General features: G+C 72.5%; 25 protein-coding genes and 1 pseudogene. 9 read left to right on the forward strand and 17 right to left on the reverse strand.

Going from position 1 to position 25,000, the window contains the following annotated elements; translation table 11 throughout:
• Positions 1 to 66: 66 nt before the first annotated feature.
• From araD to ACF07S_RS29880, 4 genes are all read right to left on the reverse strand, one after another.
• Positions 67 to 1,809: an L-arabinonate dehydratase gene (gene araD / locus ACF07S_RS29865; protein ID WP_391966546.1), complete on the reverse strand. Its 1,743-nt coding sequence runs from the start codon at positions 1,807 to 1,809 to the stop codon at positions 67 to 69.
• Positions 1,806 to 2,714, reverse strand: a complete 909-nt coding sequence (locus ACF07S_RS29870) for a dihydrodipicolinate synthase family protein (RefSeq protein WP_391966547.1) — start codon at positions 2,712 to 2,714, stop codon at positions 1,806 to 1,808. The genes araD and ACF07S_RS29870 overlap by 4 nt, the downstream gene beginning before the upstream one ends.
• On the reverse strand, positions 2,711 to 3,424 hold the full coding sequence (locus ACF07S_RS29875) for a GntR family transcriptional regulator (protein WP_391975613.1): 714 nt from the start codon (positions 3,422 to 3,424) through the stop codon (positions 2,711 to 2,713). Before ACF07S_RS29875 ends, ACF07S_RS29870 begins: the two co-directional genes overlap by 4 nt.
• A gap of 295 nt (positions 3,425 to 3,719) precedes the next feature.
• Positions 3,720 to 4,310: a TIGR03086 family metal-binding protein gene (locus tag ACF07S_RS29880; RefSeq protein ID WP_391966549.1), complete on the reverse strand. Its 591-nt coding sequence runs from the start codon at positions 4,308 to 4,310 to the stop codon at positions 3,720 to 3,722.
• Positions 4,311 to 4,499: 189 nt separating this feature from the next.
• Here ACF07S_RS29880 and ACF07S_RS29885 point away from each other — a divergent pair.
• Positions 4,500 to 4,646, forward strand: a pseudogene (locus ACF07S_RS29885) (MFS transporter); the annotation flags it as partial.
• Between the two features lie 53 nt (positions 4,647 to 4,699).
• Here the strand turns inward: ACF07S_RS29885 and ACF07S_RS29890 are convergent.
• Together ACF07S_RS29890 and ACF07S_RS29895 are read right to left on the reverse strand one after the other, a co-directional pair.
• Complete coding sequence (locus tag ACF07S_RS29890; RefSeq protein ID WP_391975614.1) at positions 4,700 to 5,863, reverse strand: hypothetical protein; 1,164 nt, start codon at positions 5,861 to 5,863, stop codon at positions 4,700 to 4,702.
• Complete coding sequence (locus tag ACF07S_RS29895; RefSeq protein WP_391975615.1) at positions 5,860 to 6,264, reverse strand: hypothetical protein; 405 nt, start codon at positions 6,262 to 6,264, stop codon at positions 5,860 to 5,862. Before ACF07S_RS29895 ends, ACF07S_RS29890 begins: the two co-directional genes overlap by 4 nt.
• Positions 6,265 to 6,505: 241 nt before the next feature.
• On the opposite strand from ACF07S_RS29895, the gene ACF07S_RS29900 reads away from it, so the two are divergent.
• From ACF07S_RS29900 to ACF07S_RS29930, 7 genes are all read left to right on the forward strand, one after another.
• The gene (locus ACF07S_RS29900; protein ID WP_391966552.1) at positions 6,506 to 7,315 is read left to right on the forward strand and encodes an NAD-dependent epimerase/dehydratase family protein; all 810 of its coding nucleotides are present in this window, start codon (positions 6,506 to 6,508) and stop codon (positions 7,313 to 7,315) included.
• A 287-nt stretch (positions 7,316 to 7,602) separates the two neighbouring features.
• Positions 7,603 to 8,373, forward strand: a complete 771-nt coding sequence (locus ACF07S_RS29905) for a DeoR/GlpR family DNA-binding transcription regulator (RefSeq protein WP_391966553.1) — start codon at positions 7,603 to 7,605, stop codon at positions 8,371 to 8,373.
• Between the two features lie 100 nt (positions 8,374 to 8,473).
• The gene (locus ACF07S_RS29910) at positions 8,474 to 9,847 is read left to right on the forward strand and encodes a sugar ABC transporter substrate-binding protein (RefSeq protein ID WP_356337495.1); all 1,374 of its coding nucleotides are present in this window, start codon (positions 8,474 to 8,476) and stop codon (positions 9,845 to 9,847) included.
• Positions 9,844 to 10,785 (forward strand): carbohydrate ABC transporter permease, encoded by a 942-nt coding sequence (locus ACF07S_RS29915; RefSeq protein ID WP_391966554.1) that lies wholly within the window; start codon positions 9,844 to 9,846, stop codon positions 10,783 to 10,785. The genes ACF07S_RS29910 and ACF07S_RS29915 overlap by 4 nt, the downstream gene beginning before the upstream one ends.
• Positions 10,782 to 11,633, forward strand: coding sequence for a carbohydrate ABC transporter permease (locus tag ACF07S_RS29920; RefSeq protein ID WP_391966555.1), 852 nt, complete (start codon positions 10,782 to 10,784; stop codon positions 11,631 to 11,633). The genes ACF07S_RS29915 and ACF07S_RS29920 overlap by 4 nt, the downstream gene beginning before the upstream one ends.
• Positions 11,630 to 12,619 carry a zinc-dependent alcohol dehydrogenase family protein gene (locus ACF07S_RS29925; RefSeq protein ID WP_391966556.1) on the forward strand — a complete coding sequence of 330 codons (990 nt, stop codon included), beginning with the start codon at positions 11,630 to 11,632 and terminating at the stop codon, positions 12,617 to 12,619. Before ACF07S_RS29920 ends, ACF07S_RS29925 begins: the two co-directional genes overlap by 4 nt.
• Positions 12,620 to 12,850: 231 nt before the next feature.
• Positions 12,851 to 14,065, forward strand: coding sequence for a TerD family protein (locus tag ACF07S_RS29930; RefSeq protein WP_391975632.1), 1,215 nt, complete (start codon positions 12,851 to 12,853; stop codon positions 14,063 to 14,065).
• A gap of 49 nt (positions 14,066 to 14,114) precedes the next feature.
• Here the strand turns inward: ACF07S_RS29930 and ACF07S_RS29935 are convergent, their stop codons facing one another.
• From ACF07S_RS29935 to ACF07S_RS29945, 3 genes are all read right to left on the reverse strand, one after another.
• Positions 14,115 to 14,684: a TetR/AcrR family transcriptional regulator gene (locus ACF07S_RS29935; protein WP_391975616.1), complete on the reverse strand. Its 570-nt coding sequence runs from the start codon at positions 14,682 to 14,684 to the stop codon at positions 14,115 to 14,117.
• Positions 14,685 to 15,015: 331 nt separating this feature from the next.
• A complete protein-coding gene (locus ACF07S_RS29940) occupies positions 15,016 to 16,521 on the reverse strand; it encodes an alkaline phosphatase PhoX (RefSeq protein WP_391975617.1) in 1,506 nt (501 codons plus the stop codon).
• Positions 16,522 to 16,681: 160 nt separating this feature from the next.
• On the reverse strand, positions 16,682 to 18,124 hold the full coding sequence (locus ACF07S_RS29945; RefSeq protein ID WP_391966559.1) for a hypothetical protein: 1,443 nt from the start codon (positions 18,122 to 18,124) through the stop codon (positions 16,682 to 16,684).
• A 213-nt stretch (positions 18,125 to 18,337) separates the two neighbouring features.
• Here ACF07S_RS29945 and ACF07S_RS29950 point away from each other — a divergent pair, with 213 nt between their 5' ends.
• Positions 18,338 to 20,164 (forward strand): endonuclease/exonuclease/phosphatase family protein, encoded by a 1,827-nt coding sequence (locus ACF07S_RS29950; protein WP_391966560.1) that lies wholly within the window; start codon positions 18,338 to 18,340, stop codon positions 20,162 to 20,164.
• A gap of 85 nt (positions 20,165 to 20,249) precedes the next feature.
• Here ACF07S_RS29950 and ACF07S_RS29955 read toward each other — a convergent pair whose 3' ends face one another.
• From ACF07S_RS29955 to sufU, 8 genes are all read right to left on the reverse strand, one after another.
• Positions 20,250 to 20,954, reverse strand: a complete 705-nt coding sequence (locus ACF07S_RS29955; protein ID WP_391975618.1) for an antibiotic biosynthesis monooxygenase — start codon at positions 20,952 to 20,954, stop codon at positions 20,250 to 20,252.
• Positions 20,955 to 21,092: 138 nt separating this feature from the next.
• A complete protein-coding gene (locus tag ACF07S_RS29960; RefSeq protein WP_391975619.1) occupies positions 21,093 to 21,464 on the reverse strand; it encodes a DUF3618 domain-containing protein in 372 nt (123 codons plus the stop codon).
• Positions 21,461 to 21,865, reverse strand: a complete 405-nt coding sequence (locus ACF07S_RS29965) for a phage holin family protein (RefSeq protein WP_391966596.1) — start codon at positions 21,863 to 21,865, stop codon at positions 21,461 to 21,463. Before ACF07S_RS29965 ends, ACF07S_RS29960 begins: the two co-directional genes overlap by 4 nt.
• A 478-nt stretch (positions 21,866 to 22,343) precedes the next feature.
• Positions 22,344 to 22,583 carry a hypothetical protein gene (locus ACF07S_RS29970; protein ID WP_391966563.1) on the reverse strand — a complete coding sequence of 80 codons (240 nt, stop codon included), beginning with the start codon at positions 22,581 to 22,583 and terminating at the stop codon, positions 22,344 to 22,346.
• A 132-nt stretch (positions 22,584 to 22,715) separates the two neighbouring features.
• A complete protein-coding gene (gene dapD, locus ACF07S_RS29975) occupies positions 22,716 to 23,705 on the reverse strand; it encodes a 2,3,4,5-tetrahydropyridine-2,6-dicarboxylate N-succinyltransferase (protein WP_391966564.1) in 990 nt (329 codons plus the stop codon).
• Between the two features lie 92 nt (positions 23,706 to 23,797).
• Complete coding sequence (locus ACF07S_RS29980) at positions 23,798 to 24,118, reverse strand: DMT family transporter (RefSeq protein ID WP_391966565.1); 321 nt, start codon at positions 24,116 to 24,118, stop codon at positions 23,798 to 23,800.
• A gap of 88 nt (positions 24,119 to 24,206) precedes the next feature.
• Positions 24,207 to 24,539, reverse strand: coding sequence for a metal-sulfur cluster assembly factor (locus ACF07S_RS29985; protein ID WP_391966566.1), 333 nt, complete (start codon positions 24,537 to 24,539; stop codon positions 24,207 to 24,209).
• Entirely contained in the window at positions 24,536 to 25,000 is a 465-nt protein-coding gene (sufU, locus tag ACF07S_RS29990; RefSeq protein ID WP_391975620.1) for a Fe-S cluster assembly sulfur transfer protein SufU, read from the reverse strand. The genes ACF07S_RS29985 and sufU overlap by 4 nt, the downstream gene beginning before the upstream one ends.

Here is a 25,000-nt window from a genome sequence, read left to right on the forward strand (position 1 = left end):
GTGGTGCGCGAGCGATAGGAAGCGCTTTCTCCGTGCATGTGCGCGAGCCGGGCCGGTGACGGTCGATCAGCCGGCGTAGGGGTCCTGGACCTTGCCCGGGCGGGCGAGGAACTCGAAGTCGCAGCCGGTGTCGGCCTGGGTGATCTGGTCGTTGTAGAGCGCGCCGTAGCCGCGCTCGTGGCGGACGGGCGGCGGCGTCCACTGCGCCCTGCGCCGCTCCAGCTCCTCGTCGTCCACGTCGAGCCGCAGGACGCGGTTCCCGACGTCGAGGGTGATGGAGTCCCCGGTGCGCACCAGGGCCAGCGGCCCGCCGATGTACGACTCCGGGGCCACGTGCAGGACACAGGTGCCGTAACTCGTCCCGCTCATACGGGCGTCGGAGACGCGCACCATGTCCCGCACCCCCTGCTTGAGCAGGTGGTCGGGCAGCGGCAGCATGCCGTACTCGGGCATGCCCGGGCCGCCCTTGGGTCCGGCGTTGCGCAGTACGAGCACGCTGTCGGCGGTGATGCCCAGCGCCGGGTCGTTGATGGTCCGCTGCATCTGCCGGTAGTCGTCGAAGACGACGGCCGGACCGGTGTGCCGCAGCAGGTGCGGTTCGGCGGCGATGTGCTTGATCACGGCGCCGTCCGGGCAGAGGTTGCCGCGCAGTACGGCGACCCCGCCCTCGGCGGCGACCGGGTTGTCCCGGGGCCGGATGACGTCGTCGTCGTACACCTGCGCGCCGGCGATCTGCTCGCGCATCGTGTCGTGGGAGACGGTGGGCCGGTCCAGGTGGAGCAGGTCCGGGATCCGGGAGAGGAACCCGGGCAGACCGCCCGCGAAGTGGAAGTCCTCCATCAGGTACCTCTGTCCACCGGGCCGCACATTGGCCAGCACCGGCACGGTGCGGGCGATGCGGTCGAAGTCGTCCAGGGTGAGCCCGACGCCCGCCCGGCCGGCCATGGCGATCAGGTGGATGACGGCGTTGGTGGAGCCGCCGAGCCCGAGGACGGTCGTCACCGCGTCCTCGAAGGCCTCGGCGGTCAGGATCTCGCTCGGCCTGCGGTCCCGGTGGACCAGTTCGACGACGCGCAGTCCGGCCGCGGCGGCCATCCGGTCGTGCCCGGAGTCGACGGCCGGGATGCTGGACGCGCCCGGGACCGTGACGCCGAGCACCTCGGCGGCGGCGGTCAGCGTGGACGCCGTACCCATCGTCATGCAGTGGCCGGGCGAGCGGGCCAGGCCGCTCTCCAGCTCCTGCATCTCGCAGTCGCCGATGACGCCGGCCCGCTTGTCGTCCCAGTACTTCCACATGTCGGTGCCGGAACCGAGCACCTCGCCCCGCCAGTGCCCGGGCAGCATCGGCCCGGCGGGCACGAACACGGCCGGCAGGTCGGCGGTGGCGGCGCCCATCAGCAGGGCGGGGGTGGACTTGTCGCAGCCGCCCATCAGCACCGCCCCGTCGACCGGGTAGGACCGCAGCAGCTCCTCGGTCTCCATGGCGAGGAGGTTGCGGTACAGCATCGGGGTCGGCTTCTGGAAGGTCTCGCTGAGGGTGGAGACCGGGAATTCGAGAGGGAAGCCGCCCGCCTGCCAGACACCCCGCTTGACGGCTTGGGCGCGGTCGCGCAGGTGGACGTGGCAGGGGTTGATGTCGGACCAGGTGTTGAGGATCGCGATGACGGGCTTGCCCAGGTGTTCCCCGGGCAGGTAGCCGAGCTGGCGGGTGCGGGCGCGGTGGCTGAAGGAGCGCAGTCCGTCGGTGCCGTACCACTGGTGGCTGCGCAGTTCCTCGGGGCGCCTGCGCCGCTCGTCGGGGGCGCTCATGCGGACCACCCCGCGGCGATCGCGGCGACCTCGGCCCGCTCGCCCTCCGGCAGCGGTCTGCTCGGCGGGCGGACCTCGCGGCGGCACAGGCCGAGGGAGGCGAGGGCCTCCTTGACGACGGTGACGTTGTTGGCGGAGCCGTTGGCGGCGCGCAGTTCCTCGAAGCGGCGGATCTGCTCCCACACCTTCATCGCGGTCGGGTAGTCGCCGGAGCGCAGCGCCCCGATCATGTTCAGCGAGACCGCCGGGGCGACGTTGACCAGACCGGAGGTGAAGCCGGTGGCGCCCGCCGAGAAGTAGGAGGGGGCGTACGGCTCGGCGAGTCCCGCCACCCACACGAACCGCTCCAGGCCCGCGTCCCGGGCGAAGGCGGCGAACCTCGACGCGTCCGGCACGGCGTACTTCACGCCGATGACGTTGGGGCAGGCGTCGGCGAGTTCGGCGAGGCGGGCGCCGGTCAGCTGCGCGTTGCGGATGTACGGGACGACGCCCAGTTCGGGCACGGCCCCGGCGATGGCGCGGTGGTAGTCGACCCAGCCGCTCTGCGAGACGTAGGGGTGGACGGGCTGGTGCACCATCACCATCTGCGCGCCGAGTTCGCGGGCGTGCCGTGCGGAGGCGACGGCGGTGGGCACGTCGTGGCCGACGCCGACCAGGACGGCCGAGCGGCCGCCGGCCTCCTCGACGGTCAGCTCGGTGACCAGGCGGCGCTCCTCGGGGGTGAGCGCGTAGAACTCGCCGGTGTTGCCGTTGGGGGTGAGGGTCGTGATGCCGCCGTCGAGGAGGCGGCGCAGCAGGGCCCGGTAGGTGGCGGGGTCGACGGAGCCGTCCTCGGCGAACGGGGTCACCGGGATCGCCACCACGTCGGCCAGGGCCGCCCGTTGGGCCTCGAACGTCGTCGTCATACCTGACCGTCCCCTTTCCGGGCTTGCGGGGCGTCCGGGGTGTCCCGGGCTTGCGGGGCGTCCGGGGCGTCGAACCCGGCTCCGGGGAACGCCCGCCGCACGAACGACGCGATGTGCGCGTGCAGGGCGCGCGCCGCGCCGTCCGCGTCACCGCCGAGGGCGAGCCGCAGGATCTCGCGGTGTTCGCCGGCCTCCCGTTCCCAGGAGGGGTCGGCGGCCCAGGCGACGGCGGAGACGAGGGCGGCCTGGTCGCGGACCTCGTCGAGCATCCGGCCGAGCAGCGGGTTGCCGCACGGCACGTAGAGGGCGCGGTGGAACTCGCGGTTGGCGAGCGACCGTTCGGCGGTGTCGGTGGCCTCGTCGGCCCGGGTCAGCGCGGAGCGGGCGTCGTCCAGGGAGGCGCCGCGTCGCACGGCGCGCCTGAGGGCCTCGGGTTCGAGGAGCAGTCGCACGTCGTAGACCTCGCGCGCCATGTCCGCGTCGACCGTGCGCACCGTGACGCCCTTGTACTGGCTCATCACGACCAGTCCGGTGCCGGCCAGGGTCTTGAGCGCCTCGCGCACCGGGGTCTTGGACACCCCGAACTGTGCGGCGAGGTCGGTCTCGACCAGGGCCTGGCCCGGTGTGAACCGGCCGGTGAGTATGCGGCGTTTGATCTCCTCCAGCACGTACTGCGTGCGGGAGGGGATCGGCGTGGGCACAGAGGTCATGCGCACCTCTCGGATCTCGCGTAGCCGATCGCGTATTGCGTATCGCGTATCGCGTCTCATATATGACGTACGAAGTACGACGCGATGACCGTAGGAGCGGCCCGGGGTTTCGTCAATGCTTCCGGCAGGAGAACGGAGAACTTGGCGTCGCCCCACCCGCCGTGCGCGCGGCCTTCCGGGGCCGCGTCGGCCCGTACGCCCCGGCACCCCGCCCCTGCGGCAGGTCCCCGGGGCGGGGCGGCGCGTCGGCCGGGGCGGGCTCGCGCAGCGCTCCCGCGCCGGTGCCGCGCCGGGCTCAGGCGGGCCGGGTCCAGCCCGGCTCGCGGCCGCTCAGACCGACCACGCGGTCGAGGAGCGGCGCGTCCGGCGGGACGGGGACGACCGGGCCGAAGAGACTGTTCCCGGGTTCCTCGGCCGACGCGGTGAGGAGGTCGTACGCCATGCGGAGCGCGGCGGGGTCGGGCGCGTAGTCCTGGCCGGTCGCGCGGGCCAGGTCCCAGCCGTGGACGACCAGCTCGTCGACGGCGACGGCCCCGGCGACCGCGCCGGGCAGGTCCACGCCCCCGGCCCGGGTCGTGCCGGTCCAGGCGGCCGGGTCGCGCCACGCGCCGGCGAGTTCGCCGAGCACCTCGGGCAGCTCCGCGCGCCAGCCGGGGCCGATGTCCGGCACGGCGGAGTCCGGGCTGGTGTCGGTGGTGGCCCCGAGGTCCTTGCGCCCGGCGTCACGGAAGGCGACGGCCAGTCCGGCGAGATGGCCCAGCAGGTTGCGCACCGCGTAGTCCGGGCAGGGCGTCGCGCCCGTCAGCTGCTCGTCGGTGACGCGCTCGGCGAGGCGCGCCACGATCCTCGTCTGCGGTCCGAGGTCGGGGGTGGTGGCGTCGGTCATCGGTCTGCCTTCCGTAGTCCGGTCCGGGGCGGTGCTCCCGGCAGGCAGACCGGTCCCGGCCGCGGAACTCATCGCCCGTCCGTCCCCCGGCCGGGGCAGGTGCCCGATCCGCGGGGGCGGTCCTCAGAGCCACGACGGCCGGGTACGACGACCGAGAAGACCGACCGGACCGGCCGCGCCGCCCGGCCCGTGGTGCGCGTGGTGCGGGACCGCAACGCCGGACTCCGTCTCACCGGGGTGGTGGTCTCGGGCCTCGGCACCTCCGCGCTGCGGCCGGCCTCCGGCGTGGGGGTCAAGGACCTCAGCGGATCGGGCGGCCTCGCGGCCACGGCGCTTCGCGGCGTACGGCATCGCCGTCCTGGCCGTCGCGGTGCGGCGGCGGCCCTGCTTCACAGCCCGGCGAGCGCCGAGCGCACCGCCTCCAGGTCCCCGTCCGACGCCAACCCGGCGTGATACAGGCGCAGTTCGGTGGCGCCGAGCCGGCGGGCCGCGGCCGCGTCCGCAGCGAGGGTGCCGGGGCTGCCGCCCATGCCGGAGACGACCGTGAGGTTGGCGGCGAGTACGGCGCCCTCCCGGGCCTCCCGCGCGAACGGCGTCAGCGATCCGGCGCCCCCGGTGCAGGGCACGACCACGCCGTCGGCGACGGAGAGGATGTGGGCGGGGTCGACGCCGGCGTTGGCGCCGCAGTGGTAGGACACCGGGTCCGCGTGCAGCAGCACCTGGAAGTCCTCGGGCGCGGCCTCGCGCACGGCGGTGACGGCCGCCTCCTGCAGCGTGCGGGCGGTGAGGTCGCGCCAGGCGCGCGTGGCGTTCGCCGTCGTCTCGCCGAGGAGTCCCCCGACGCCCGCCCAGCCGCCGTCGCAGGGGGCGCCCTTCCACACCGGTTCCAGTGCGGCCCGTACGGCGGCGGCCAGTTCACCGGGGTCCAGCCCCTGGGTGCCGTAGCCGTCGCGGCAGGCCGGGCAGAAGCACAGGGACATCAGGTACTGCCCGGCGTCCCCGAGCCCGACCCCGGCCGTCTTGTCGTGGGCGTGCAGATGGGCCAGCCCGTACCAGCCGAGGGATTCCAGTTCGGTGCCGCGCGCCCCGGGCCGTACGGCGGCCTCGGCGGCCAGATCGGTCAGGTAGGCGCGGGTGGCGGGCTGTGCGACGCACGGCGCCCAGGGGTAGCGGTCGCCGTAGGCGTTGACCACCGAGGTCTCCGGATGGTCGGCGCCCAGGCGGGAGTTGTGCGCGAGGACCACCCAGGTGTGCACCTCGAGACCCGCGTCCGTGAGCGCGGCGGCGGCCTCGCCGAAGGCGTCGCCGGGCGCCCAGTCGCCGGCCGGGTACGGGCGCGGGGTGCGGCCCGCCCAGCGGCCGTCCGGCGGGTAGAGCACGGCCGCGTACTCGGCGGTGACGATGCGGTGGCGCGGGTGGCGGGGGGTCAGCGCGCGCGTGGAGTGGTAGGCGGAGGCGAGCGTCACCTGCGCGGTGCCGAGCGCGGCGATCCGCGCGGGGGCCTCCGGGTCCCCGTTGACGTCCCAGGGGTAGACGAATGCCGACGTCTTCACCGGTCCTCCTCGATCAGTGCGGATCCCCGCTCGACCACCCGGGCGAGCTGCCCGACATGGTCCCCGTACGGCTGCGCGGGCCGCCCTTCCCCCACGGCCGGCCCGCGCAGCCGTACGGCCGCCTCGACGGGGGAGACGGCGCGACCGCCGCCCCTGGTGCGCGGTTCGGCGCACGGCCGGCGGAGGTTGTCGACCAGCCGGTGCGCGGTGGCGTCGCCGCCGGTGCGGAAGGCGGTACGGGCGAGGGCGGTCCCGGGGGCGGTCCCGGGGGCGGAGCGGAGCACCGCCGACGAACGGAGAGGGACGCCGATCGCGCGGCAGCCGGGCCCGTAGGCGGTGACCGGGAGGAACAGCGACCCGCCGGGAACGCCGAGCCGGGCGGTGGGAGGGGCTGACGTCACAGGCCCTCCCTGGTCCACATTCCTGATTGACGCCCCGATCCTTGAACATGTTCACGCTAAGGCGCCCCAGGGGTGGCGGTCAAGGACCGATCCCGTCACACACCAGCGGATTTTCCCGTTCCCCCGGAAGCCGCGGCACACTTGACGGGCCACACTCCCTCTCCTTAGCGTTTCCACGCATATGAATGTCGTGCGCACATATGTACGGGCGACATGGCCGACGATGCAAGGAGACCCGAGGATGCCCGCTCCCCGCACCGTTCTGCTCACCGGCGCCGCCGGCGGCCTCGGCACCCTGATGCGGGGCCTGCTCCCGGACTACGGCTACGCACTGCGCCTGTTCGACCTGCGCCCGATCGACGGCGAACCGGACGCGGTCGTCGCGGACCTCGCCGACGAGGAGGCCGTGCGCGAGGCGGTCCGCGGCGTCGACGCGATCATCCACCTCGCGGGCATCTCCCTGGAAGCCCCCTTCGAGAAGATCCTCAGGGCCAACATCGAGGGCACGTACAACCTGTACGAGGCCGCCCGCGAGGAGGGCGTCGGACGCGTCGTCTTCGCCTCCTCCAACCACGCCGTCGGCTACACCCCGCGCCCGCGGGGCGACGACCCCCTCATCCCCGTCGACACCCCGCGCCGTCCGGACACCTTCTACGGGCTGTCCAAGTGCTTCGGCGAGGACCTCGCCCAGCTCTACTGGGACAAGCACGGCCTGGAGACCGTCTCCGTGCGCATCGGCTCCTGCTTCCCCGAGCCGACCAGCGTGCGCATGCTCTCGGTGTGGATGAGCCCCGCCGACGGCGCCCGCCTCTTCCACGCGGCCCTGACCGCCGAGGACGTGGGCCACACCGTCGTCCACGGTTCCTCCGCCAACACCCGGCTGTGGTGGGACCTGACCTCCGCACGCGCCCTCGGCTACGACCCGCAGGACGACTCCGAGCCGTACGCCGAGAAGCTGATCGCCGAGCAGGGCGAACTCGACCCGGACGACCCGGCGCACGCCTGCCTGGGCGGTCACTTCCTCACCGACCCGCCCATCTGGCCGTACTGACGGCCTCCCCACGCGTCCTGTCGGCGCGAAATAAACGTTTGCGAGGGCGGACGGGCACCGAACGGGCCCGTCCGCCCGGCCATTCGGGCATCCGGGCTGCCCGCTCCCACGCCCGCATCGGTCCCCGCCCAGGTCCGAGCCGGTCACACCCCGGGCCGAACGGACACAACCGGGCAGGAACGGGCGCGCAACAGGCCTGGTCAGCGCCGGTCGCCCGCTGTAGAACTTCCTGCATGGGCCCCATCGGGCCCGAACGGGCAGTGAGATCAGGAAGCAGGTGTTCGGCCATGAGCAACAGGACGGCCGAAGAGCGCCAGCGGGAGATCGTGCTGGCGGCGCGGGCCACCGGCTCGGTCGACGTCACCGCGCTCGCCGCCGAACTGGGCGTGGCCAAGGAGACCGTGCGACGGGATCTGCGCGCCCTGGAGGACCACGGCCTGGTACGCCGCACCCATGGCGGCGCCTACCCCGTGGAGAGCGCCGGCTTCGAGACGACACTCGCCTTCCGCGCCACCAGCCACGTGCCCGAGAAGCGCAGGGTCGCGGCCGCCGCGGCCGAACTGCTCGGGGACGCCGAGACGGTCTTCGTCGACGAGGGCTTCACCCCGCAGCTCATCGCCGAGGCCCTGCCCACCGACCGGCCGCTCACCGTGGTCACCGCCTCCCTGCCGGTCGCGGGCGCGCTCGCGGAGACCGGCACCGTGTCCGTCCTGCTGCTCGGCGGCCGGGTCCGTTCCGGGACCCTCGCCACCGTCGACCACTGGACGACGAAGATGCTCTCCGGCTTCGTGATCGACCTGGCGTTCATCGGCGCCAACGGGATCTCCCGCGAACACGGTCTGACCACGCCCGACCCCGCGGTCAGCGAGGTCAAGGCACAGGCCGTCCGGGCCGCCCGCCGGGTGGTGTTCGCCGGGGTCCACACCAAGTTCGGAGCGGTCAGCTTCTGCCGGTTCGCCGAGATCGGCGCACTGGAGGCGATCGTCACGAGCACGCTGCTCCCGGCGGCCGAGGCCCATCGCTACTCCCTGCTCGGGCCGCAGGTCATCCGGGTCTGAACCACCTCAGCACACCGTTCCACCCTTGACGGGCCCACCACACCAGGTGGCGTCCCGTATCTCCCCTTGTATCCCCCCTCTAAATGTCCAGGAGCGATCCATGCGAACCCAGAGCCGACGGAGGCCGCCGCGAGCCACACTCGCCGCGGTCGCCGCAGGGACGCTACTCGCCCCGCTGCTCTCCGGCTGCTGGGTCGGAGCCGGCGGGGCCGGATCCGGCGGTGACTCCATCAACGTCCTGATGGTCAACAACCCGCAGATGGTCGAGTTGCAGAAGCTGACCGCGGACCACTTCACCAAGGACACCGGCATCAAGGTGAACTTCACCGTGCTGCCGGAGAACGACGTCCGCGACAAGATCAGCCAGGACTTCGCCAACCAGGCCGGCCAGTACGACGTGGCCACCCTCTCCAACTACGAGATCCCCATCTACGCCCGCAACGGCTGGCTGCACGAGATGGACTCCTACGTGGGCAAGGACGCCGCCTACGACGAGCAGGACGTCCTGAAGCCGATGCGCCAGTCCCTCACCGGCGACGACGGCAAGCTCTACGGCCAGCCCTTCTACGGCGAGTCCTCCTTCCTGATGTACCGCAAGGACATCTTCGAGAAGGAGGGCCTGACCATGCCCGAGAAGCCCACCTGGCAGCAGGTGGCCGACCTCGCCGCCGAGCTCGACGGCGCCGAACCGGGCATGAAGGGCATCTGCCTGCGCGGCCTGCCCGGCTGGGGCGAGGTCATGGCCCCGCTGACCACCGTGGTCAACACCTTCGGCGGCACCTGGTTCGACAAGGACTGGAAGGCCCGCCTCGACTCCCCCGAGTGGAAAGAGGCGGTGGAGTTCTACGTCGGCCTGGTCCGCGAGCACGGTGAGGCCGGCGCCCCCCAGGCCGGCTTCGCCGAGTGCCTGAACAACATGACCCAGAGCAAGGTCGCCATGTGGTACGACGCCACCTCCGCGGCCGGCGCCCTGGAGGCGGACAAGTCCCCCGTGAAGGGCAAGCTCGGCTACGCCCCGGCGCCGGTCGAGAAGACGGAGTCCTCCGGCTGGCTCTACACCTGGGCCTGGGGCATCCAGGACGCCTCCCGCAACCCCGACAACGCCTGGAAGTTCGTCTCCTGGGCCTCCAGCAAGGAGTACGAGCAGCTGGTCGGGGACGAGTTCGGCTGGTCCAACGTCCCGGCCGGCAAGCGCGCCTCCACCTACGCCAACCCGGACTACCGTGCCGAGGCCGCCGCGTTCCAGGAGATGACCAAGGAAGCCATCGAGCAGGCCAGGCCCGACGACCCCGGCGTGCAGCCGCGCCCCGCGCCCGGCATCCAGTTCGTCGGCATCCCCGAGTTCACCGACCTCGGCCTGAAGGTCTCCCAGGAGATCAGCGCGGCCATCGCCGGACGCCAGTCCGTCGACGCGGCCCTGAAGAAGTCCCAGCAGCTGGCAGAAGAGATCGCCGAGGAGTACGAGGGACGATGACCGCCACGACAACGGCCCCCGTGGCCGCACCAGAGACACGGCCGGCCCCTCGCCGGCCCTCCCCGCGGCTGCGCGCCTGGGCCACCCGGGCCCCGCTCCTGCCCGCCCTGATCTTCATGATCGCGGTCACCCAGCTCCCCTTCGTGGCGACCCTGGTGATCTCCTTCTTCGACTGGAACGCCCTCTACCCCGACGCCCGGGAGTTCGCCGGCCTCGGCAACTACCAGGAGGTCCTCACCGACGAGGCCCTGCGCAAGTCGGTGTGGACGACGATCCTGCTGACGGTGGCGGTCGTGCTGGCCAGCCTCGTCCTCGGTCTGCTCCTCGCCCTCCTGCTGGACCGCAAGTTCCGCGGCCGGGGTCTTGTGCGCACCCTGCTCATCGCCCCGTTCCTGGTGGTCCCGGTGGCGGCGGCGCTGCTGTGGAAGCACGTCCTCTACAACCCCGAGTACGGTCTGCTCAACGGTCTGCTGCACTACGTGGGCGGCCCCCAGCCCGACTGGATCTCCGACACCCCGCTGCTCGCCGTCGAGGCGGCGCTGGTGTGGCAGTGGACCCCCTTCATGATGCTGATCCTGCTGGCCGGCCTGCAGAGCAGGGACCAGCAGCAGATGGAGGCCGCCCGGGTGGACGGGGCGAGCAACTGGCAGATCTTCCGCTACCTGACCCTGCCCCACCTGCGCCGCTACCTCGAACTGGGCGCCCTGCTCGGCTCGATCTACATCGTGCAGAACTTCGACGCGGTCTTCACGATCACGTCCGGTGGCCTGGGCACCGCGAACCTGCCCTACACCGTCTACCAGACCTTCTACCAGGCTCACGAGAACGGCCTCGCCTCGGCGGCCGGCGTCCTGGTCGTCATCGGCTCGCTCGTCATCGCGACCCTCGCCCTGCGCGTGGTGTCGTCCCTGTTCCGTGAGGAGGCGTCCCGCGCATGAGCAACGTCGCCGTACGCACCAGCGGCCGGTTCCGGAGCGGAGCGGGCCTCGGCCTGGTCGCCTGGCTGGCCGGCATCGTGTTCTTCCTGCCCATCGCCTGGATGACCCTGACGTCCTTCCACTCCGAGGCGGACGCGGCCACCAACCCGCCGTCCTTCGCGGCCGCCCTCACCCTCGACGGCTACCGCGAGTTCTTCGGCGCGGACGGCGGCGCGAGCCCCTGGCCGTCCCTGATCAACTCGCTGGTGGCGTCCGTCGTCTCGACGCTGCTGGTCCTGCTGCTCGCCCTCCCCGCGGCCTACGCCCTGTCCATCCGCCCGGTGAAGAAGTGGACGGACGTCCTGTTCTTCTTCCTCTCCACCAAGATGCTGCCGGTGGTGGCGGGCTTGCTGCCGATCTACCTGTTCGCCAAGAACACCGGCATGCTGGACAACATCTGGCTGCTGGTCATCCTCTACACCTCGATGAACCTGCCGATCGCGGTGTGGATGATGCAGTCCTTCCTCGCCGAGGTCCCGGTCGCGATCATCGAGGCGGCGCGGGTGGACGGCGCGAAGCTGCCGACCATCCTGACCCGGGTCGTCGCGCCCATCGCGCTCCCCGGCATCGCCGCCACCTCCCTCATCTGCTTCATCTTCAGCTGGAACGAACTGCTGTTCGCCCGGGTGCTGACGGGCGTGGTGGCCGAGACCGCTCCCGTCTTCCTGACCGGCTTCATCACCAGCCAGGGCCTGTTCCTGGCCAAGGTGTGCGCCGCGTCGCTCGTCATCTCCCTGCCGGTGCTCGCCGCGGGGTTCGCCGCCCAGGACAAACTGGTCCAGGGCCTGTCGTTGGGAGCCGTGAAATGAAGGCCGCCGTCATCGAGTCCGTGGGCAAGGCCGTCGTCGCCGAGGTCCCGGACCCGACCCCAGGGCCGCGCGACGTCGTCGTCGAGGTCGCGGCCTGTGGGCTGTGCGGCACCGATCTGCACATCCTGCAGGGCGAGTTCGCCCCCAAACTGCCGATCGTCCCGGGGCACGAGTTCGCGGGCGAGGTGGTCGGCGTCGGCAGCCAGGTCACCGAGGTCTCGGTCGGCGACCGGGTCGCGGTGGACCCCTCCCTGTACTGCTACGAGTGCCGCTACTGCCGCAACGGCCACAACAACCTCTGCGAGCGCTGGGCGGCGATCGGTGTCACCGAGCCCGGCGGCGCCGCCCAGTACGCGGTGGCCCCGGTGGCCAACTGCGTCAAGCTGCCCGAGCACGTCCGCACCCAGGACGCGGCCCTGATCGAGCCCCTCTCCTGCGCGGTGCGCGGCTACGACGTGCTGCAGTCCCGCCTCGGCGCCCATGTCCTGATCTACGGCTCCGGCACCATGGGCCTGATGATGCTGGAGCTGGCCAAGCGCACCGGCGCGGCGAGCGTGGACATGGTGGACCTGAACCCGACGCGTCTGGAGACCGCCCGCAAGCTCGGCGTCTCCGGTTCGGCCGCGAGCCCGGACGAGCTGGACCGCCCGCAGGGCTGGGACCTCGTCATCGACGCGACCGGCAACGCGGCGGCGATCCAGGACGGCCTGGACCGCGTGGCCAAGGCCGGCACGTTCCTCCAGTTCGGCGTCGCCGACTACGCGACCCGCGTGAGCATCGACCCGTACCGGATCTACAACCAGGAGATCACGATCACGGGATCGATGGCCGTCCTGCACAGCTACGAGCGTGCGGCGGAACTCTTCGCGAACGGCGTCCTGGACCCGGACGTCTTCATCAGCGACCGCATCCCGCTGGACCAGTACCCGCAGGCCCTGGAGCAGTTCGCGGCGGGCGTGGGCCGGAAGATCGTCGTGGTCCCGTAACACCCACCCCGCATCCCCCCACCCCCGGACGCCGGAGCGGCTGGTTTCAGCCCCTCCGGCGTTCGCGGGGTCCGGGGGCAGCGCCCCGGGACCGGGACGGAGGGGGCGGCGGAGCCACACCGTCCGGCGGACACACCACCCGGCGGCTCCACCACCCGGCCGCCCGGCCCGATCGGAGCACAGGTAAGGGAACGGTAAAACGCCTCCGCTCGTTGACCCGGCATGACCGCTATGACCCCCGGCTCGAACATCCCCCTCCCCACCGCCCGAGTGACGGTGGACGTCTCCGCCCCCGTGCGGCTGGACGTATCGGGCCTGCTGCTCACCGCCGACGGCAAGGTGCGCTCCGACGACGACTTCATCTTCTACAACCAGCCCGGCGGCCCCGGCGTGACCTACCGCTCCGGCGGCGGCACCGCCCCCGACGCCATCACGGTCGACACCGCGGCCGTCCCGCCCGGCATCGAGAAGATCGTCGTCACCGCGAGCCCCGACGCCGCCGGCCAGACCTTCCAGGGCATCGAGCCCACCGCCACCATCCGCGGCGCGGACGACAACGCGGTCCTGGCCACTTTCACACCCCCGCGCCTCGGCGACGAGACCGCCCTGGTGATCGTCGAGATCTACCTGCGGGGCGGCGTCTGGAAGGTCCGCGCCGTCGGCCAGGGTTACGCCGACGGCCTGGCCGGCATCGCCACCGACTTCGGCGTCACCGTCGAGGAGCCGGCCGCCCCCGCCCGGCCGGCCACGCCTCCCCCGGCCGCCGTGCAGCCCGCGGCGGCCCCGCCCGCCCCGCCGGCGGCCACCCCGCAGGCACCCCCCGCGCCCGCCGCGCCCCCGCCGCCGCCCGCCGCCGCCCCCGGCACCGGGAAGATCAACCTCGACAAGGGCCGGGTCAGCCTCCAGAAGAACCAGACCGTCTCCCTGATGAAGGGCGGCCGTCCGCTGCTCTCCCAGGTCAAGATGGGCCTCGGCTGGGAGCCGGCCTACCGCGGCAAGGACATCGACCTGGACGCCTCGGTGATCGCCTACGGCCCGCAGCGCAACCACGTCGACAGCTGCTACTTCGGCAAGCTGCAGATCGTGAACGGTGCGGTCCGCCACTCCGGCGACAACCTCACCGGTGAGGGCGGCGGGGACGACGAGGTGATCACGGTCGACCTCGGCCGCCTCCCCATGGAGGTGACCGGCCTGGTCTTCACCGTCAACTCCTTCTCCGGCCAGAAGTTCACCGAGGTCGCCAAGGCGTACTGCCGTCTGCTGGACGCCGCCTCCGGCGAGGAACTGGTCCGCTTCGACCTCACGAGCGCCGAACCGCAGACGGGCGTGATGATGGCGAAGCTGATCCGCCAGTTCTCCGGCGAGTGGGAGATGACCGCGATGGGCGACTTCGTGAAGTCCCGTACGGTGCGCGGGATGGTGAAGCCGGCCGCGCAGGCGCTGTAACGACGCGTACGAGCCGTCAGGCGCCCCCGCGCCCCCGGGGGCGCCCGGCCTACGCCCGCAGTCCCGCCATCACCAGCTCCAGATACCGGCGGAGGTGCGCGCCCTCCCCGCCCGCCAGTTCCGACGCCGTGGCCACCCCGTGGGCCAGCCGCAGCACATCGACGGGCTCGACGTCTGGCCGCAGCACCCCCGCCTCCCGCGCCGCGTCGACGAGTCCCGTCACGGCCCGCTTCAGCGGATCACAGCAGCCGGTCCCGCCGCCCGCCGGCTCGCGGTCCCCGACGGCCGATCCCAGCAGCGCGCGCAGTCCGCGGATCTGGATCATCCCGGCACCCAGCTCGTCCAGCCACTCCACCAGCGCCTCACCGGGCGGCAGCAGGCCGCCCAGCTCACCGGCGCGCGCCGCGATCGACTCGATCCGGTCGGCGCAGGCGGCCTCCAGCAGCGCGTGCCGTGTCGGAAAGTGCCGGTAGAGCGTGCCGGAGCCGACCCCCGCCCGCTTGGCGATGTCGTCGAGCGAGGCGCCCTCGCCCTGCTCCGCGAAGACCTCCACCGCTGCCCGCAGCAACCGCTCGTGATTGCGGCGAGCATCCGCGCGCATGGACCTGACCTGCGCCACCAGCCACTCCTCGCCCCTGGAACCCTGCCCGTACCCTACCGAGCGCAGGGCCTCCCGGGCGGGCGGGGCGGGCCGGCCCCGAGCAGCGGGGCGGGCCGGAAGGCGGCGTCCGGCAGGCCGCCGGAGGTGTGCCGGTTCGCGGCGCCGACGGGCCGTGGCCCGCCCGGCGCCGCGGACACGCTGGCCGCGGCCCTCGCTTCGATCCGGCACGCTGCCCGACGGTTCCCGCCGGGCAGCACCGATCACCGCGGAAGCGCCCGCACCTCCCCGGCTTCAACGGGCCGCCGCACCGTCCGCACACCTGGGACAGGGGTGAACGGCATGTCCGCCGTCACGACGAATGCGCGGGCCGGGAGTCGCCCGCCCGATCGAACGACCGGCTGTCCCAGCGCCGTTGCCGCTTCCACGGGCCGGTGATCGCGAGCATGATGCCCGGTTCCTGGATGTTGGCGTAGAGGGTCTTTCCGTCGGGCGAGAAGGTGACGCCGGTGAATTCGCTGAACTCCGGCTCCTCCTCGGTGCCGATGTTCAGTTCGTTGCGGGCGATCGGGTAGGTGCGCCCGCTGTCGGTGGCGCCGAACAGGTGCTGCACGCCCTCGCCGTCCTCGGCGATGACCAGACCGCCGTACGGCGAGACGGTGATGTTGTCCGGGCCGTCGAAGGCGCCGTCCTTCGACGGGTCCCGGTTGACGCCGAGCAGGACCTTCAGGGTGAGGGTGCGGCGCTTGGGATCGTAGAACCAGACCTGGCCGTCGTGCTGGACGGGGCTCTCCTCACGGGCGTACGAGGCGACGATGTACGCCCCGCCGTCTGCCCACCACATGCCCTCCAGCTTGCGGGCGCGGGTGACCTCCCCGGGCCCGAACTGCTCGCGCACGTCGACGGTCCTGGCGTCCCGGTCGGGCACGTCCACCCAGTCGACGCCGTACACCGTGCCGGTCCGGGTGGCGCGGGAGAGGTCGTCGACGTACCGGCCGCCGGAGTCGTAGCACTTGGGTGCCTGCAGGACCCCGGCGTCGTCGGCGAGCTTGCGGAGGGTGCCGGGGCCGTAGCGGAAGCCCTCCGGCGGGGTCCAGCGGTAGAACAGGCCGTTGGGCTCGTCGGCGTCCTCGGTGAGATAGGCGTGGCCGCGCTTGGTGTCGATGACGACGGCCTCGTGGTCGTAGCGGCCGAAGAACTTCAGCGGCTTGGGGTCGCGGTTGGCGCGCCGGTCCGCGGGGTCGACCTCGAAGACGTAGCCGTGGTCCTTGGTCATGCCGTTCTCGCCGGCCCGGTCGGAGTTCTCCTCGCAGGTGAGCCAGGTGCCCCAGGGGGTGCTGCCGCCGGCGCAGTTGTTGGCGGTGCCGGCGATGCCGACCCACTCGGCGACGCCGCCGTCGGGGCGTACCTCGACGACGGTGCAGCCGCCGGGTGCGGCCGGGTCGTAGACCAGGCCCTCGGTGAGCGGCACCGGGAACTCGGCCTCGTCGCGCGGTCCGTCCATCTCGTGGTTGTTGACCAGCAGGGTGCTGCCGCGCGGGCCGGGGAAGGCGGCCGTGCCGTCGTGCTCGGCGGGCGTGAACTCACCCGACTCCAGCCGGGTCCTGCCCGTGTGGGTGAGGACGCGGTAGGTGAACCCCGCGGGCAGGGCGAGGATCCCGGCCGGGTCCGCGACGAGCGGCCCGTAACCGGCCCCGTGCCGGTCCGCCGCGTTCCCGGACGGCTCGTCCGCGGTCTCGGTGTCGGCGGACGCGAGGGCGTGGGGAGCGGAGGCGAGGGCGCCGACACTGCCCGCCAGCGCGATGCCGGCACCGGCGACCGCGGAGGTTCTGGCGAAGTCCCTGCGGGTGAGCGACATGGTGTCTCCTGTGACGGTGGACAGGCCGTGGAGGGTGGCGGACCCCGTACGCCCGCCACGCTCCCGCCCGTCCCTGAACGCCGGTTGAACTCCGGGACCACCGGGGTTCCCACTTGTGTGAACCGCGCGGGTCACCGGCCGCCCGCCGCGCAGGGGCGTCTCAGCCGCCGTGCGGGGACTGCGACCGTGCCTTGAACGCCGCCTTCCGTGCTTCCTTCGCGATCCTCTTGTCCGGGTGCAGACGGCCCATCGCCTCCAGCACGTCCGCCGTGGCCGGGTGGTCCACCCGCCAGGCCGCGGCGAAGAAGCCGCTGTGCTGGCTGGCCAGTCCCTCCACCAGGGACCGCAGTTCCTCGGAGTTGCCCTCGGCCGCGAGCTGGGCGGCCACCGTGTCGATGGTCAGCCAGAAGATCATCGCCTCGGACGGCGGCGGCACGTCGCCCGCCCCGTGCTCGGCCAGCCACACCCGCGCCAGTCCGCCGAGTTCGGCGTCGTCGAGCACCTCCCGCAGCGCGGGCTCCGCCGAGGTGCCGACCAGCGACAGCGCCTGCTGGCAGCGCAGCCGCCGCAGCGGCGCGCCCTCGTCCGTCCCGCGCGCCGCCGCCAGCAACTCCCGTGCTGCGTCCAGGGGTTCGCGCCGGGACAGCCAGTGCTCGGTCTCCGCGTGGGCCGCCGCAGGCGGAAAGACGGCCGTGCCGTCGAGCAGCGCGTCGGCGCCCTTGTCCGCGAGGTCGCCGACCGCCGGGGCCTCGAACCCCGCCTCGAGCAGCCGGGCGCGCAGTCCGTACAGCCCGAGCGGGGTCAGCCGCACCATGCCGTAGCGGGAGACGTCGGTGTCGTCCACCGGTGCCGCGGGCTCCTCGTCGGCGTCGGTCATCAGCGCCTCGTCGACCGGCCGGTACTCCACGAGTCCCACCGGCTCCAGCATGCGGAACTGGTCGTCCAGCCGCATCATCGCGTCGGAGACCTGCTCGAGGACGTCGTCGGTGGGCTCGGCCATGTCGCCGGGCACGACCACCGACGCGGCCAGCGCGGGCAGCGGCACCATCGTCCGGCCGGGGCCCTCCTCGCCGACGGTCAGCAGGTACAGGTTGCCCAGCACGGCGTCGAGGAACTCCGCCTCGGCCTCCGGCTGCCAGTCCAGGGCGTCGAGGTCGAGTCCGCCGGAGCCGTCCTCCGCCGCGATGGCGTCGACGAGGCCTCCGAGGTCGGGCACGCTCGCGTCGGCGAGCACCGTCTCCAGGGCGGTGAGCCACACCCCGAGCACGTCCTGCGGCGCGCCTCCGGTGAGCAGCGTCAGATCGGCACCCGCGGCGACCGTCCCCTCCTCCTCGTCGGTCACCTCGACGAGCCCGGTGTCGACGGCGATCCGCCAGGCCTCGGCGGCGTCGGCCGCGGCGTCCTCCCCGGACAGCCCGAGTTCCCCGGCGGCGGCCGGCACCTGTTCCTCGACGAGCCCGCCACCGGCGTCCACCCGGGTCTCCGGCCCCGCCCAGCGGGCGAGCCGGGCGGCCCGGGACAGCACCGGGCTGGACAGGGCGTCGCGCGCCAGCTCCGCTTCGGGGTGCAGCCGCGCCGGCGGCAGGATGGAGCTGTCTGACATAGGGTGATTCTCCTAGGGCGCCTCTTACGACTCAGCCGCTCAGCCTAGACGGATTTCCACCCATGGCGCCCGCTTCATCTCCCCTTCAGCGGCCGTACATGGCCGAAACCTTGACAAGCGGTCCGGCCGGGACGGACATTGACGCGCGTAGACCGGGAGTGACCCACGCTTCGTCCTCCTCCCGGCGCAGACCACGTCCCCGGAGGGATCCCGTTGCCCAGCAAGCCGTCCGCTCGTCTCGCCGCGCTCACCGTCGCCGCCGTGTGTTCCGCGGCGTCCGTCGTCGTCCTCACCTCGCCCGCGCACGCCGGGACCGTGCGCATCCATGACATCCAGGGCGACACCCGCCTGTCGCCGTACGCCGGCGAGCAGGTCGCCGACGTGGCCGGAACAGTCACCGGCATCCGCACCTACGGCTCGTCCCGCGGCTTCTGGATCCAGGACTCCGCTCCGGACGCCGCCCCGGCCACCAGCGAGGGCCTCTTCGTCCACACGGGCTCCACCCCCAAGGGAGTGGCGGTCGGCGACGCCGTGCGGGTGTCCGGCACGGTCTCCGAGTTCGTGCCCGGCGGTACGTCCTCCGGCAACCAGTCCCTGACGCAGATCACGCGCCCGACCGTCACGGTCGTCTCCAGCGGCAACCCGGTCCCGGCCGCGACCACGATCGACGCGGCGTCCGTCCCCGCCGCCTACGCCCCGTCCGGCGCCGGAGCCGGGGGGTCGGTCAACGCCCTCCCGCTGCGGCCCGACGCCTACGCCCTGGACCACTACGAGTCCCTGGAGGGCATGAACGTCCGGGTCGCCGACACCCGTGTGGTGGGCGCCACCGACCCGTACACCGAACTCTGGGTGACGGTGAAGCCCGGTGAGCACCGCAACCAGCGGGGCGGCGCGGTCTACGGCTCCTACGAAGCCCAGAACACCGGCCTCCTGCAGATCCAGTCGCTGGGCGGGGCGGCCGACTTCCCCGACGCGAACGTCGGCGACACCCTCGCCGGCGCCACCACGGGCCCCCTGGACTACAACCAGTACGGCGGCTACACCCTCGTCGCCAACGAGCTCGGCACCCTGGAGTCCGGGGACCTGCAGCGCGAGACGACGCGCGAGCAGCGCACCGCCGAACTGGCGGTCGCGACCTACAACGTCGAGAACCTCGACCCCTCCGACGACACGTTCGCCGCCCACTCCGACGCGATCGTGAACAACCTGCAGTCGCCCGACATCGTGTCCCTGGAGGAGATCCAGGACAACAACGGCGCCACCGACGACGGCACGGTCGCCGCCGACGCGACGATGGCGAAGCTCGTCGACGCCATCGAGGCGGCCGGCGGTCCCCGCTACGACTGGCGTTCCATCGACCCGGCCGACAAGGCCGACGGCGGCCAGCCCGGCGGCAACATCCGCCAGGTCTTCCTCTTCAACCCCGCCCGGGTCCACTTCACCGACCGCGCGGGCGGCGACGCCACCACGGCCGTCGACGTCACCAAGGTCCGCGGCAAGGCGGCCCTGACGCACTCCCCCGGCCGCGTCGCCCCCGCCTCCGCGGCCTTCGAGGACAGCCGCAAGCCGCTGGCCGGCGAGTTCGTCTTCCGCGGCCGCACGGTCATCGTGATCGCCAACCACTTCGCGTCCAAGGGCGGCGACCAGGGCCTGACCTCGCAGTACCAGCCGCCGGCCCGCTCCTCGGAGGTCCAGCGCCACCTCCAGGCCGAGGCCGTCCACGACTTCACCGCGAAGCTCCTCAAGACACAGAAGAACGCGGACGTCGTGGTCCTGGGCGACATCAACGACTTCGAGTTCTCGCGGACCACCGACATCCTCGAGGGCCGCGGCACCCTCTGGTCGGCCGTCAAGTCCCTGCCGGCGCCGGAGCGTTACTCCTACGTCTACCAGGGCAACAGCCAGACCCTGGACCAGATCCTGGTCAGCCCCTCCATCCGCCGCTCCGGCAGGCTGAGCTACGACAGCGTGCACATCAACGCGGAGTTCCACGACCAGATCAGCGACCACGACCCGCAGGTCCTGCGGTTCCGCCCGTAGGTACCGGGGTTCCCGCCCGCCGGTACCGGGGTTCCGCCCGCAGGTACCGGGGTTCCGCTCCAGGTGGGCCCGGGGCCGGCCGGTGTCATCGGCCGGCCCCGTCGGGCACCAGCCCGAGAGCGTGCTCGTAGCGGCGGACGGTGCTGCTCTTCAGCCCGGGCCACTCCTGGACCCGGCGCCACGCGAACGCCGCCGGCCCGATGCCGTCCCCGGCCGCGGCCAGCGCGTCGGCGTGCGCCCCGGCGCTCTCCCATTCCGCGTAGTTGAGCACCCGGGTCCCGTCGGTCCCCAGGTGGAAGTGGGCGGAGATCCCTCCGGGAGGCGGCTCGGGCTCACTCCCCAGTGCCTCGAACACGGCGTCGGCCCATCTCCGCGACCGCTCGGCGTCGGCTCCCTCGAACTCCACGTCGACGATCACGACGCACCCGGGAACGGGACCGTCCGTACGCACCCCGCTGCGATGGTGCCGGTACCGGTGCAGCGCCACCCGCTCGATTCCCGGCACGGCGGTGTCGATCTCGTCCACCCGCTCCTGCCGGTGCGTCTTGACGAACGACTCGTACGCCCCCTCACTCGCCCACTGCAAGTAGTGCAGCAGGGTGTCCCCGTCCTCACCGGTGTAGACGTGGTATCCGAGCAGCTCGCGGGCGGGCCAGCCGCGCCGCTCCCAGGCCCGCCCGATCGCCTCGACGGTCTGCGCCTGCCGTTCGGGGGTCCCCACCCGCCAGGTACTGAAGAGGGACGCGCCGATCCGGGGATCGGCGGGATCGGGCTGCCGGGTGGTACGCATGGCTTCCTCCGCTCTCGGGCGAACACGACCGTTCCACCCTCCGGCCTCAACCGCACTTCAGGTCAAGGGGAAGCCACCGGGCGCCCGCGCACTCCGGCGAACCGGACTCCGGGTCGCGGGCACACCACCGCACGCGGCTCAGTGACGGTGATGCCCTCGCCGCACCATCACGGCACCCATGGCGACGGCCGCTCCCGCCGCCGCGGACGCGACGAGAATCGGCTTCCGGCGCCGCATCCCGACCTCTCCCGCGTGCGCGGCACTGCTGCGCAGCTGCACGGTCATCGCCCCGGCCCGGTCCCGGAAGTCGTCGGCCCGCGCCCGCGCCCGCCCCTTGATGTCCATCTTGCCCGCCAACTCGGCCACGGTGTCGCCGAGTTCGTGCCGCGTCCGCTCGATCTCCCGGCGCAGCTCGTCCGGCCCCTTGCCCCCCCGCCCCGCCGCGGCGCGCTCCGCGTCCGCGTCCACGTGGGCGCCATGGGCCCCCGCTCGCCCCACCTCGTGCGTCATCGGTGCGCCCTTCCCTTGATCTCCTCGACATCGGCCCTGACGCTGCCCAGCGTCCGCTCGGGCTTGGGCGGCGTGGCCCGACGCAACTGCCCACGACCGGCGACGGCCAGCAGACCCGCGACGGCGAACAGCACCACGGTGATGATCAACGCCGCCGCCCACAGGGGCAGCACCAGGTCGAGCGCGGCGACGCCCGTTCCGGCCAGCGCGAGCAGCCCCGCGTAGCCGAACGCCCCCGCCGCACCCAGCATCCCGCCGCCCCGCCCGGCACGACGGCCCTTCTCCGTCAGTTCCTCCTTGGCGAGGGCCACCTCCTGCCGGGCGAGCCGTGAGATCTGCTCGGTGGCCTGCCCGACGAGTTCGCCCACGCTGTGCTCGTCGCGGACCCGCCGATGTTCCATGGTTTCGGTCACGGCCTTCCGCCTCCTTTCGGTCGGGCCCTCCGGGTACCCTCGCCCACCTCCCCTATCCATAAAGCAACGCTTACCGATACCCGCCATCACGCATAAGTGGACCTTCACAACGCCGCGGACCGACACCACCCCCATGACCTCATCCCTCGGCCGCACCCCGTGCGCGATGATCACCCCCTTCACCCCCACCGGCGCCTGGTCCTCGACGGCGCCCGGGAACTGGCCGGTCACCTGGTCACGCACGGCTGCGACGGCCTGGTCCCCTCGAGCCCGGCACCGTCACCGCCCTCTCCCTTCCCGCCTGCCCGGTCCGCCCGCTCCTGGGGTCCCCCGACCGCGAGACGGCCGGCGGGTCCAGGGCGGCCCACGACCGGCTGACGACCGTCCGAGGCAGGAAAGAAGCGGGCCGGAAGCGGCTCGCGCGTCACCGCGCGAGGCGCTTCCGGCCCGCTGGACCAGCGCTGCTTCACTCCCAGACGTATCCGTCCCCGACCAGCAGGAAGTGCTCCAGCACGTCCTCCGCCGGGTCGTCGATCTGCCCCGTGTTGACGTTGAGCAGTCCGAACCGGTGACCGTTGTGGGAGTCGGTGTTGGTCTCGTCCGCGTGGGCGGAACCCGTCAGCGTCCCGCACAGCATCAGTACGGCCACCACCCCCATCACTCCGACCCCGTAGCGCAGCACGCCCCACACCCACTTGTTCGTCATCGCCGTCCCCATTCCTGTACGTCAGTCGTCCCGGCGTCTGATCGGACTCTGTGTCCACCCGTTCATCTGCCAAAACGACCCCCAAGTCACGGGGAATAACCCGTACGTGAGCGAACGGGGGTGACGGCGTGGTCAGTTGTGGCTGTGCAGGACCTCGTTCAGGCCGCCCCAGACCGCGTTGTTCGGACGGGCCTCGACCGTGCCCGTGACGGAGTTGCGGCGGAAAAGGATGTTCGAGGCGCCGGACAGCTCGCGGGCCTTGACGATCTGGCCGTCGGGCATGGTGACCCGGGTGCCGGCGGTGACGTACAGGCCGGCCTCGACCACGCACTCGTCGCCGAGGGCGATGCCGACGCCCGCCTCGGCGCCGATCAGACAGCGCTCGCCGACGCTGATGCGCACGTTGCCGCCGCCGGACAGGGTGCCCATGGTGGAGGCGCCGCCGCCGATGTCCGAGCCGTCGCCGATCACCACACCGGCGGAGATGCGGCCCTCGACCATCGAGGTGCCGAGCGTGCCGGCGTTGAAGTTGACGAAGCCCTCGTGCATGACGGTGGTGCCCTCGGCGAGGTGCGCGCCGAGCCGCACCCGGTCGGCGTCGGCGATGCGCACGCCCTTCGGGGCGACGTAGTCCGTCATGCGCGGGAACTTGTCGACGCTCGTCACGGCCAGGTGCAGGCCCTCGGCGCGGGCGTTGAGCCGCACCTTCTCGAGGTCGTCGACGGCGACCGGGCCGAGCGAGGTCCAGGCGACGTTGGCGAGGAAGGCGAAGATGCCGTCGAGGTTCTGGCCGTGCGGCTGGACGAGGCGGTGCGAGAGCAGGTGGAGACGCAGGTAGACGTCGTGCGCGTCGATCGGCTTCTCGTCCAGCGAGGAGATGACCGTGCGGACCGCGACGACCTCGACCCCCCGGCGGGCGTCCGGACCGACCGCCGCGGTCGCGCCGCCGCCCAGCAGTTCCGCGGCCTGCTCGGCGGACAGCCGCTCGGTGCCGGACGGGCCGGGGTCGGCGGCCAGTACGGGCGCGGGGAACCAGGTGTCGAGAACGGTGCCGTCGGCGGCGAGGGTGGCGAGGCCGGCGGCCACTGCGCCGGTGGTGCTGTGAGCAGTCGTGTCGGTCATGAGGGCAACCTAACCGCCTGGTGGCCACGGACGCGAACCGGTCCGGGCCACGTCTCAGGGGGCGGTCCGGCAGTGCGATCCGCCCACGGCGTTCAGTGCGCCCCGCCCGTGTTCAGCACCACCACACCGGCGATGATCAGCCCGATGCCGGCGGCCTTGGCGGGAGTGAGTCCCTCACCGAGGAACATCGTCCCGATCGCCGCGACGGCGGCCGTCCCCGCCCCGGACCAGATGGCGTACGCCGTCCCGACGGACAGGGACTTCAGGGTCTGCGCGAGCAGCGCGAACGCGACCAGGTACCCGACGACGGTGACGAGCGAGGGCCCCAGGCGGCTGAACCCCTGGCTGTACTTCATGGCGGTCGTCCCGACGACTTCGGCTGCGATGGCTCCGGCGAGCAGTGCGTACCCCATGACGACGATCGTAGCCAGCGGGCGCGAACACGAGTGGCCCCCGGCAGAGTGCCGGGGGCCACCGCACGCGTCCCACGCCGGGGGAGGCTCAGACGTTGAACCCGAGCGCCCGCAGCTGGTCACGGCCGTCGTCGGTGATCTTGTCGGGGCCCCACGGCGGCATCCAGACCCAGTTGATGCGCAACTCGCTGACCAGGCCGTCCGTGGCGGACTTGGCCTGGTCCTCGATGACGTCCGTCAGCGGACAGGCCGCGGAGGTCAGGGTCATGTCGATGGTCGCCACGTTGGAGTCGTCCACGTGGATGCCGTAGATCAGGCCCAGGTTGACGACGTCGATGCCCAGTTCGGGGTCGACGACGTCCATCAGGGCCTCGCGGAGTTCCTCCTCCGAGGCCGGCTTCGTCTCCAGGGTCTCGCTCATGCCGTTGTCCTTTCGGCGTCGGCGCCCAGCGCCTGGGCCGTCGCGTCCTTCCACGCCATCCAGCTCAGGAGGGCGCACTTGACCCGTGCCGGGTACTTGGACACCCCGGCGAACGCGACCGCGTCCTCCAGGATCTCCTCCATGGCGTCGTCGGGCTCGATCTTCCCCTTGGACTGCATCAGTTCCAGGAAGGCCGCCTGGATCCGCTGCGCCTGGGCGAGGTCCTTGCCGACCAGCAGGTCGTTCAGCACGGAGGCGGAGGCCTGGCTGATGGAGCAGCCCTGCCCCTCGTAGCTGACGTCGCTGATCGTCGTGCCGTCGTACTTCACGCGCAGCGTGATCTCGTCACCGCACGTCGGGTTGACGTGGTGCACCTCGGCGTCACCGTCCCGAAGACCCCGCCCGTGCGGGTTCTTGTAGTGGTCCAGGATGACGTCCTGGTACATGGAGTCCAGCTTCAC

This window comes from Streptomyces sp. NPDC016640 (genome assembly GCF_043076215.1).
In the GTDB taxonomy this organism is placed as follows: domain Bacteria; phylum Actinomycetota; class Actinomycetes; order Streptomycetales; family Streptomycetaceae; genus Streptomyces.

Bases quoted from the DNA above. Each gene is read 5' to 3' on its own strand.
- araD (WP_391966546.1), bottom strand. From the start codon at position 1,809: ATGAGCGCCCCCGACGAGCGGCGCAGGCGCCCCGAGGAACTGCGCAGC.
- ACF07S_RS29870 (WP_391966547.1), bottom strand. From the start codon at position 2,714: ATGACGACGACGTTCGAGGCCCAACGGGCGGCCCTGGCCGACGTGGTG.
- ACF07S_RS29875 (WP_391975613.1), bottom strand. From the start codon at position 3,424: ATGACCTCTGTGCCCACGCCGATCCCCTCCCGCACGCAGTACGTGCTG.
- ACF07S_RS29880 (WP_391966549.1), bottom strand. From the start codon at position 4,310: ATGACCGACGCCACCACCCCCGACCTCGGACCGCAGACGAGGATCGTG.
- ACF07S_RS29900 (WP_391966552.1), top strand. From the start codon at position 6,506: ATGCCCGCTCCCCGCACCGTTCTGCTCACCGGCGCCGCCGGCGGCCTC.
- ACF07S_RS29905 (WP_391966553.1), top strand. From the start codon at position 7,603: ATGAGCAACAGGACGGCCGAAGAGCGCCAGCGGGAGATCGTGCTGGCG.
- ACF07S_RS29910 (WP_356337495.1), top strand. From the start codon at position 8,474: ATGCGAACCCAGAGCCGACGGAGGCCGCCGCGAGCCACACTCGCCGCG.
- ACF07S_RS29915 (WP_391966554.1), top strand. From the start codon at position 9,844: ATGACCGCCACGACAACGGCCCCCGTGGCCGCACCAGAGACACGGCCG.
- ACF07S_RS29920 (WP_391966555.1), top strand. From the start codon at position 10,782: ATGAGCAACGTCGCCGTACGCACCAGCGGCCGGTTCCGGAGCGGAGCG.
- ACF07S_RS29925 (WP_391966556.1), top strand. From the start codon at position 11,630: ATGAAGGCCGCCGTCATCGAGTCCGTGGGCAAGGCCGTCGTCGCCGAG.
- ACF07S_RS29930 (WP_391975632.1), top strand. From the start codon at position 12,851: ATGACCCCCGGCTCGAACATCCCCCTCCCCACCGCCCGAGTGACGGTG.
- ACF07S_RS29940 (WP_391975617.1), bottom strand. From the start codon at position 16,521: ATGTCGCTCACCCGCAGGGACTTCGCCAGAACCTCCGCGGTCGCCGGT.
- ACF07S_RS29945 (WP_391966559.1), bottom strand. From the start codon at position 18,124: ATGTCAGACAGCTCCATCCTGCCGCCGGCGCGGCTGCACCCCGAAGCG.
- ACF07S_RS29955 (WP_391975618.1), bottom strand. From the start codon at position 20,954: ATGCGTACCACCCGGCAGCCCGATCCCGCCGATCCCCGGATCGGCGCG.
- ACF07S_RS29960 (WP_391975619.1), bottom strand. From the start codon at position 21,464: ATGACGCACGAGGTGGGGCGAGCGGGGGCCCATGGCGCCCACGTGGAC.
- ACF07S_RS29965 (WP_391966596.1), bottom strand. From the start codon at position 21,865: ATGGAACATCGGCGGGTCCGCGACGAGCACAGCGTGGGCGAACTCGTC.
- ACF07S_RS29970 (WP_391966563.1), bottom strand. From the start codon at position 22,583: ATGACGAACAAGTGGGTGTGGGGCGTGCTGCGCTACGGGGTCGGAGTG.
- dapD (WP_391966564.1), bottom strand. From the start codon at position 23,705: ATGACCGACACGACTGCTCACAGCACCACCGGCGCAGTGGCCGCCGGC.
- ACF07S_RS29980 (WP_391966565.1), bottom strand. From the start codon at position 24,118: ATGGGGTACGCACTGCTCGCCGGAGCCATCGCAGCCGAAGTCGTCGGG.
- ACF07S_RS29985 (WP_391966566.1), bottom strand. From the start codon at position 24,539: ATGAGCGAGACCCTGGAGACGAAGCCGGCCTCGGAGGAGGAACTCCGC.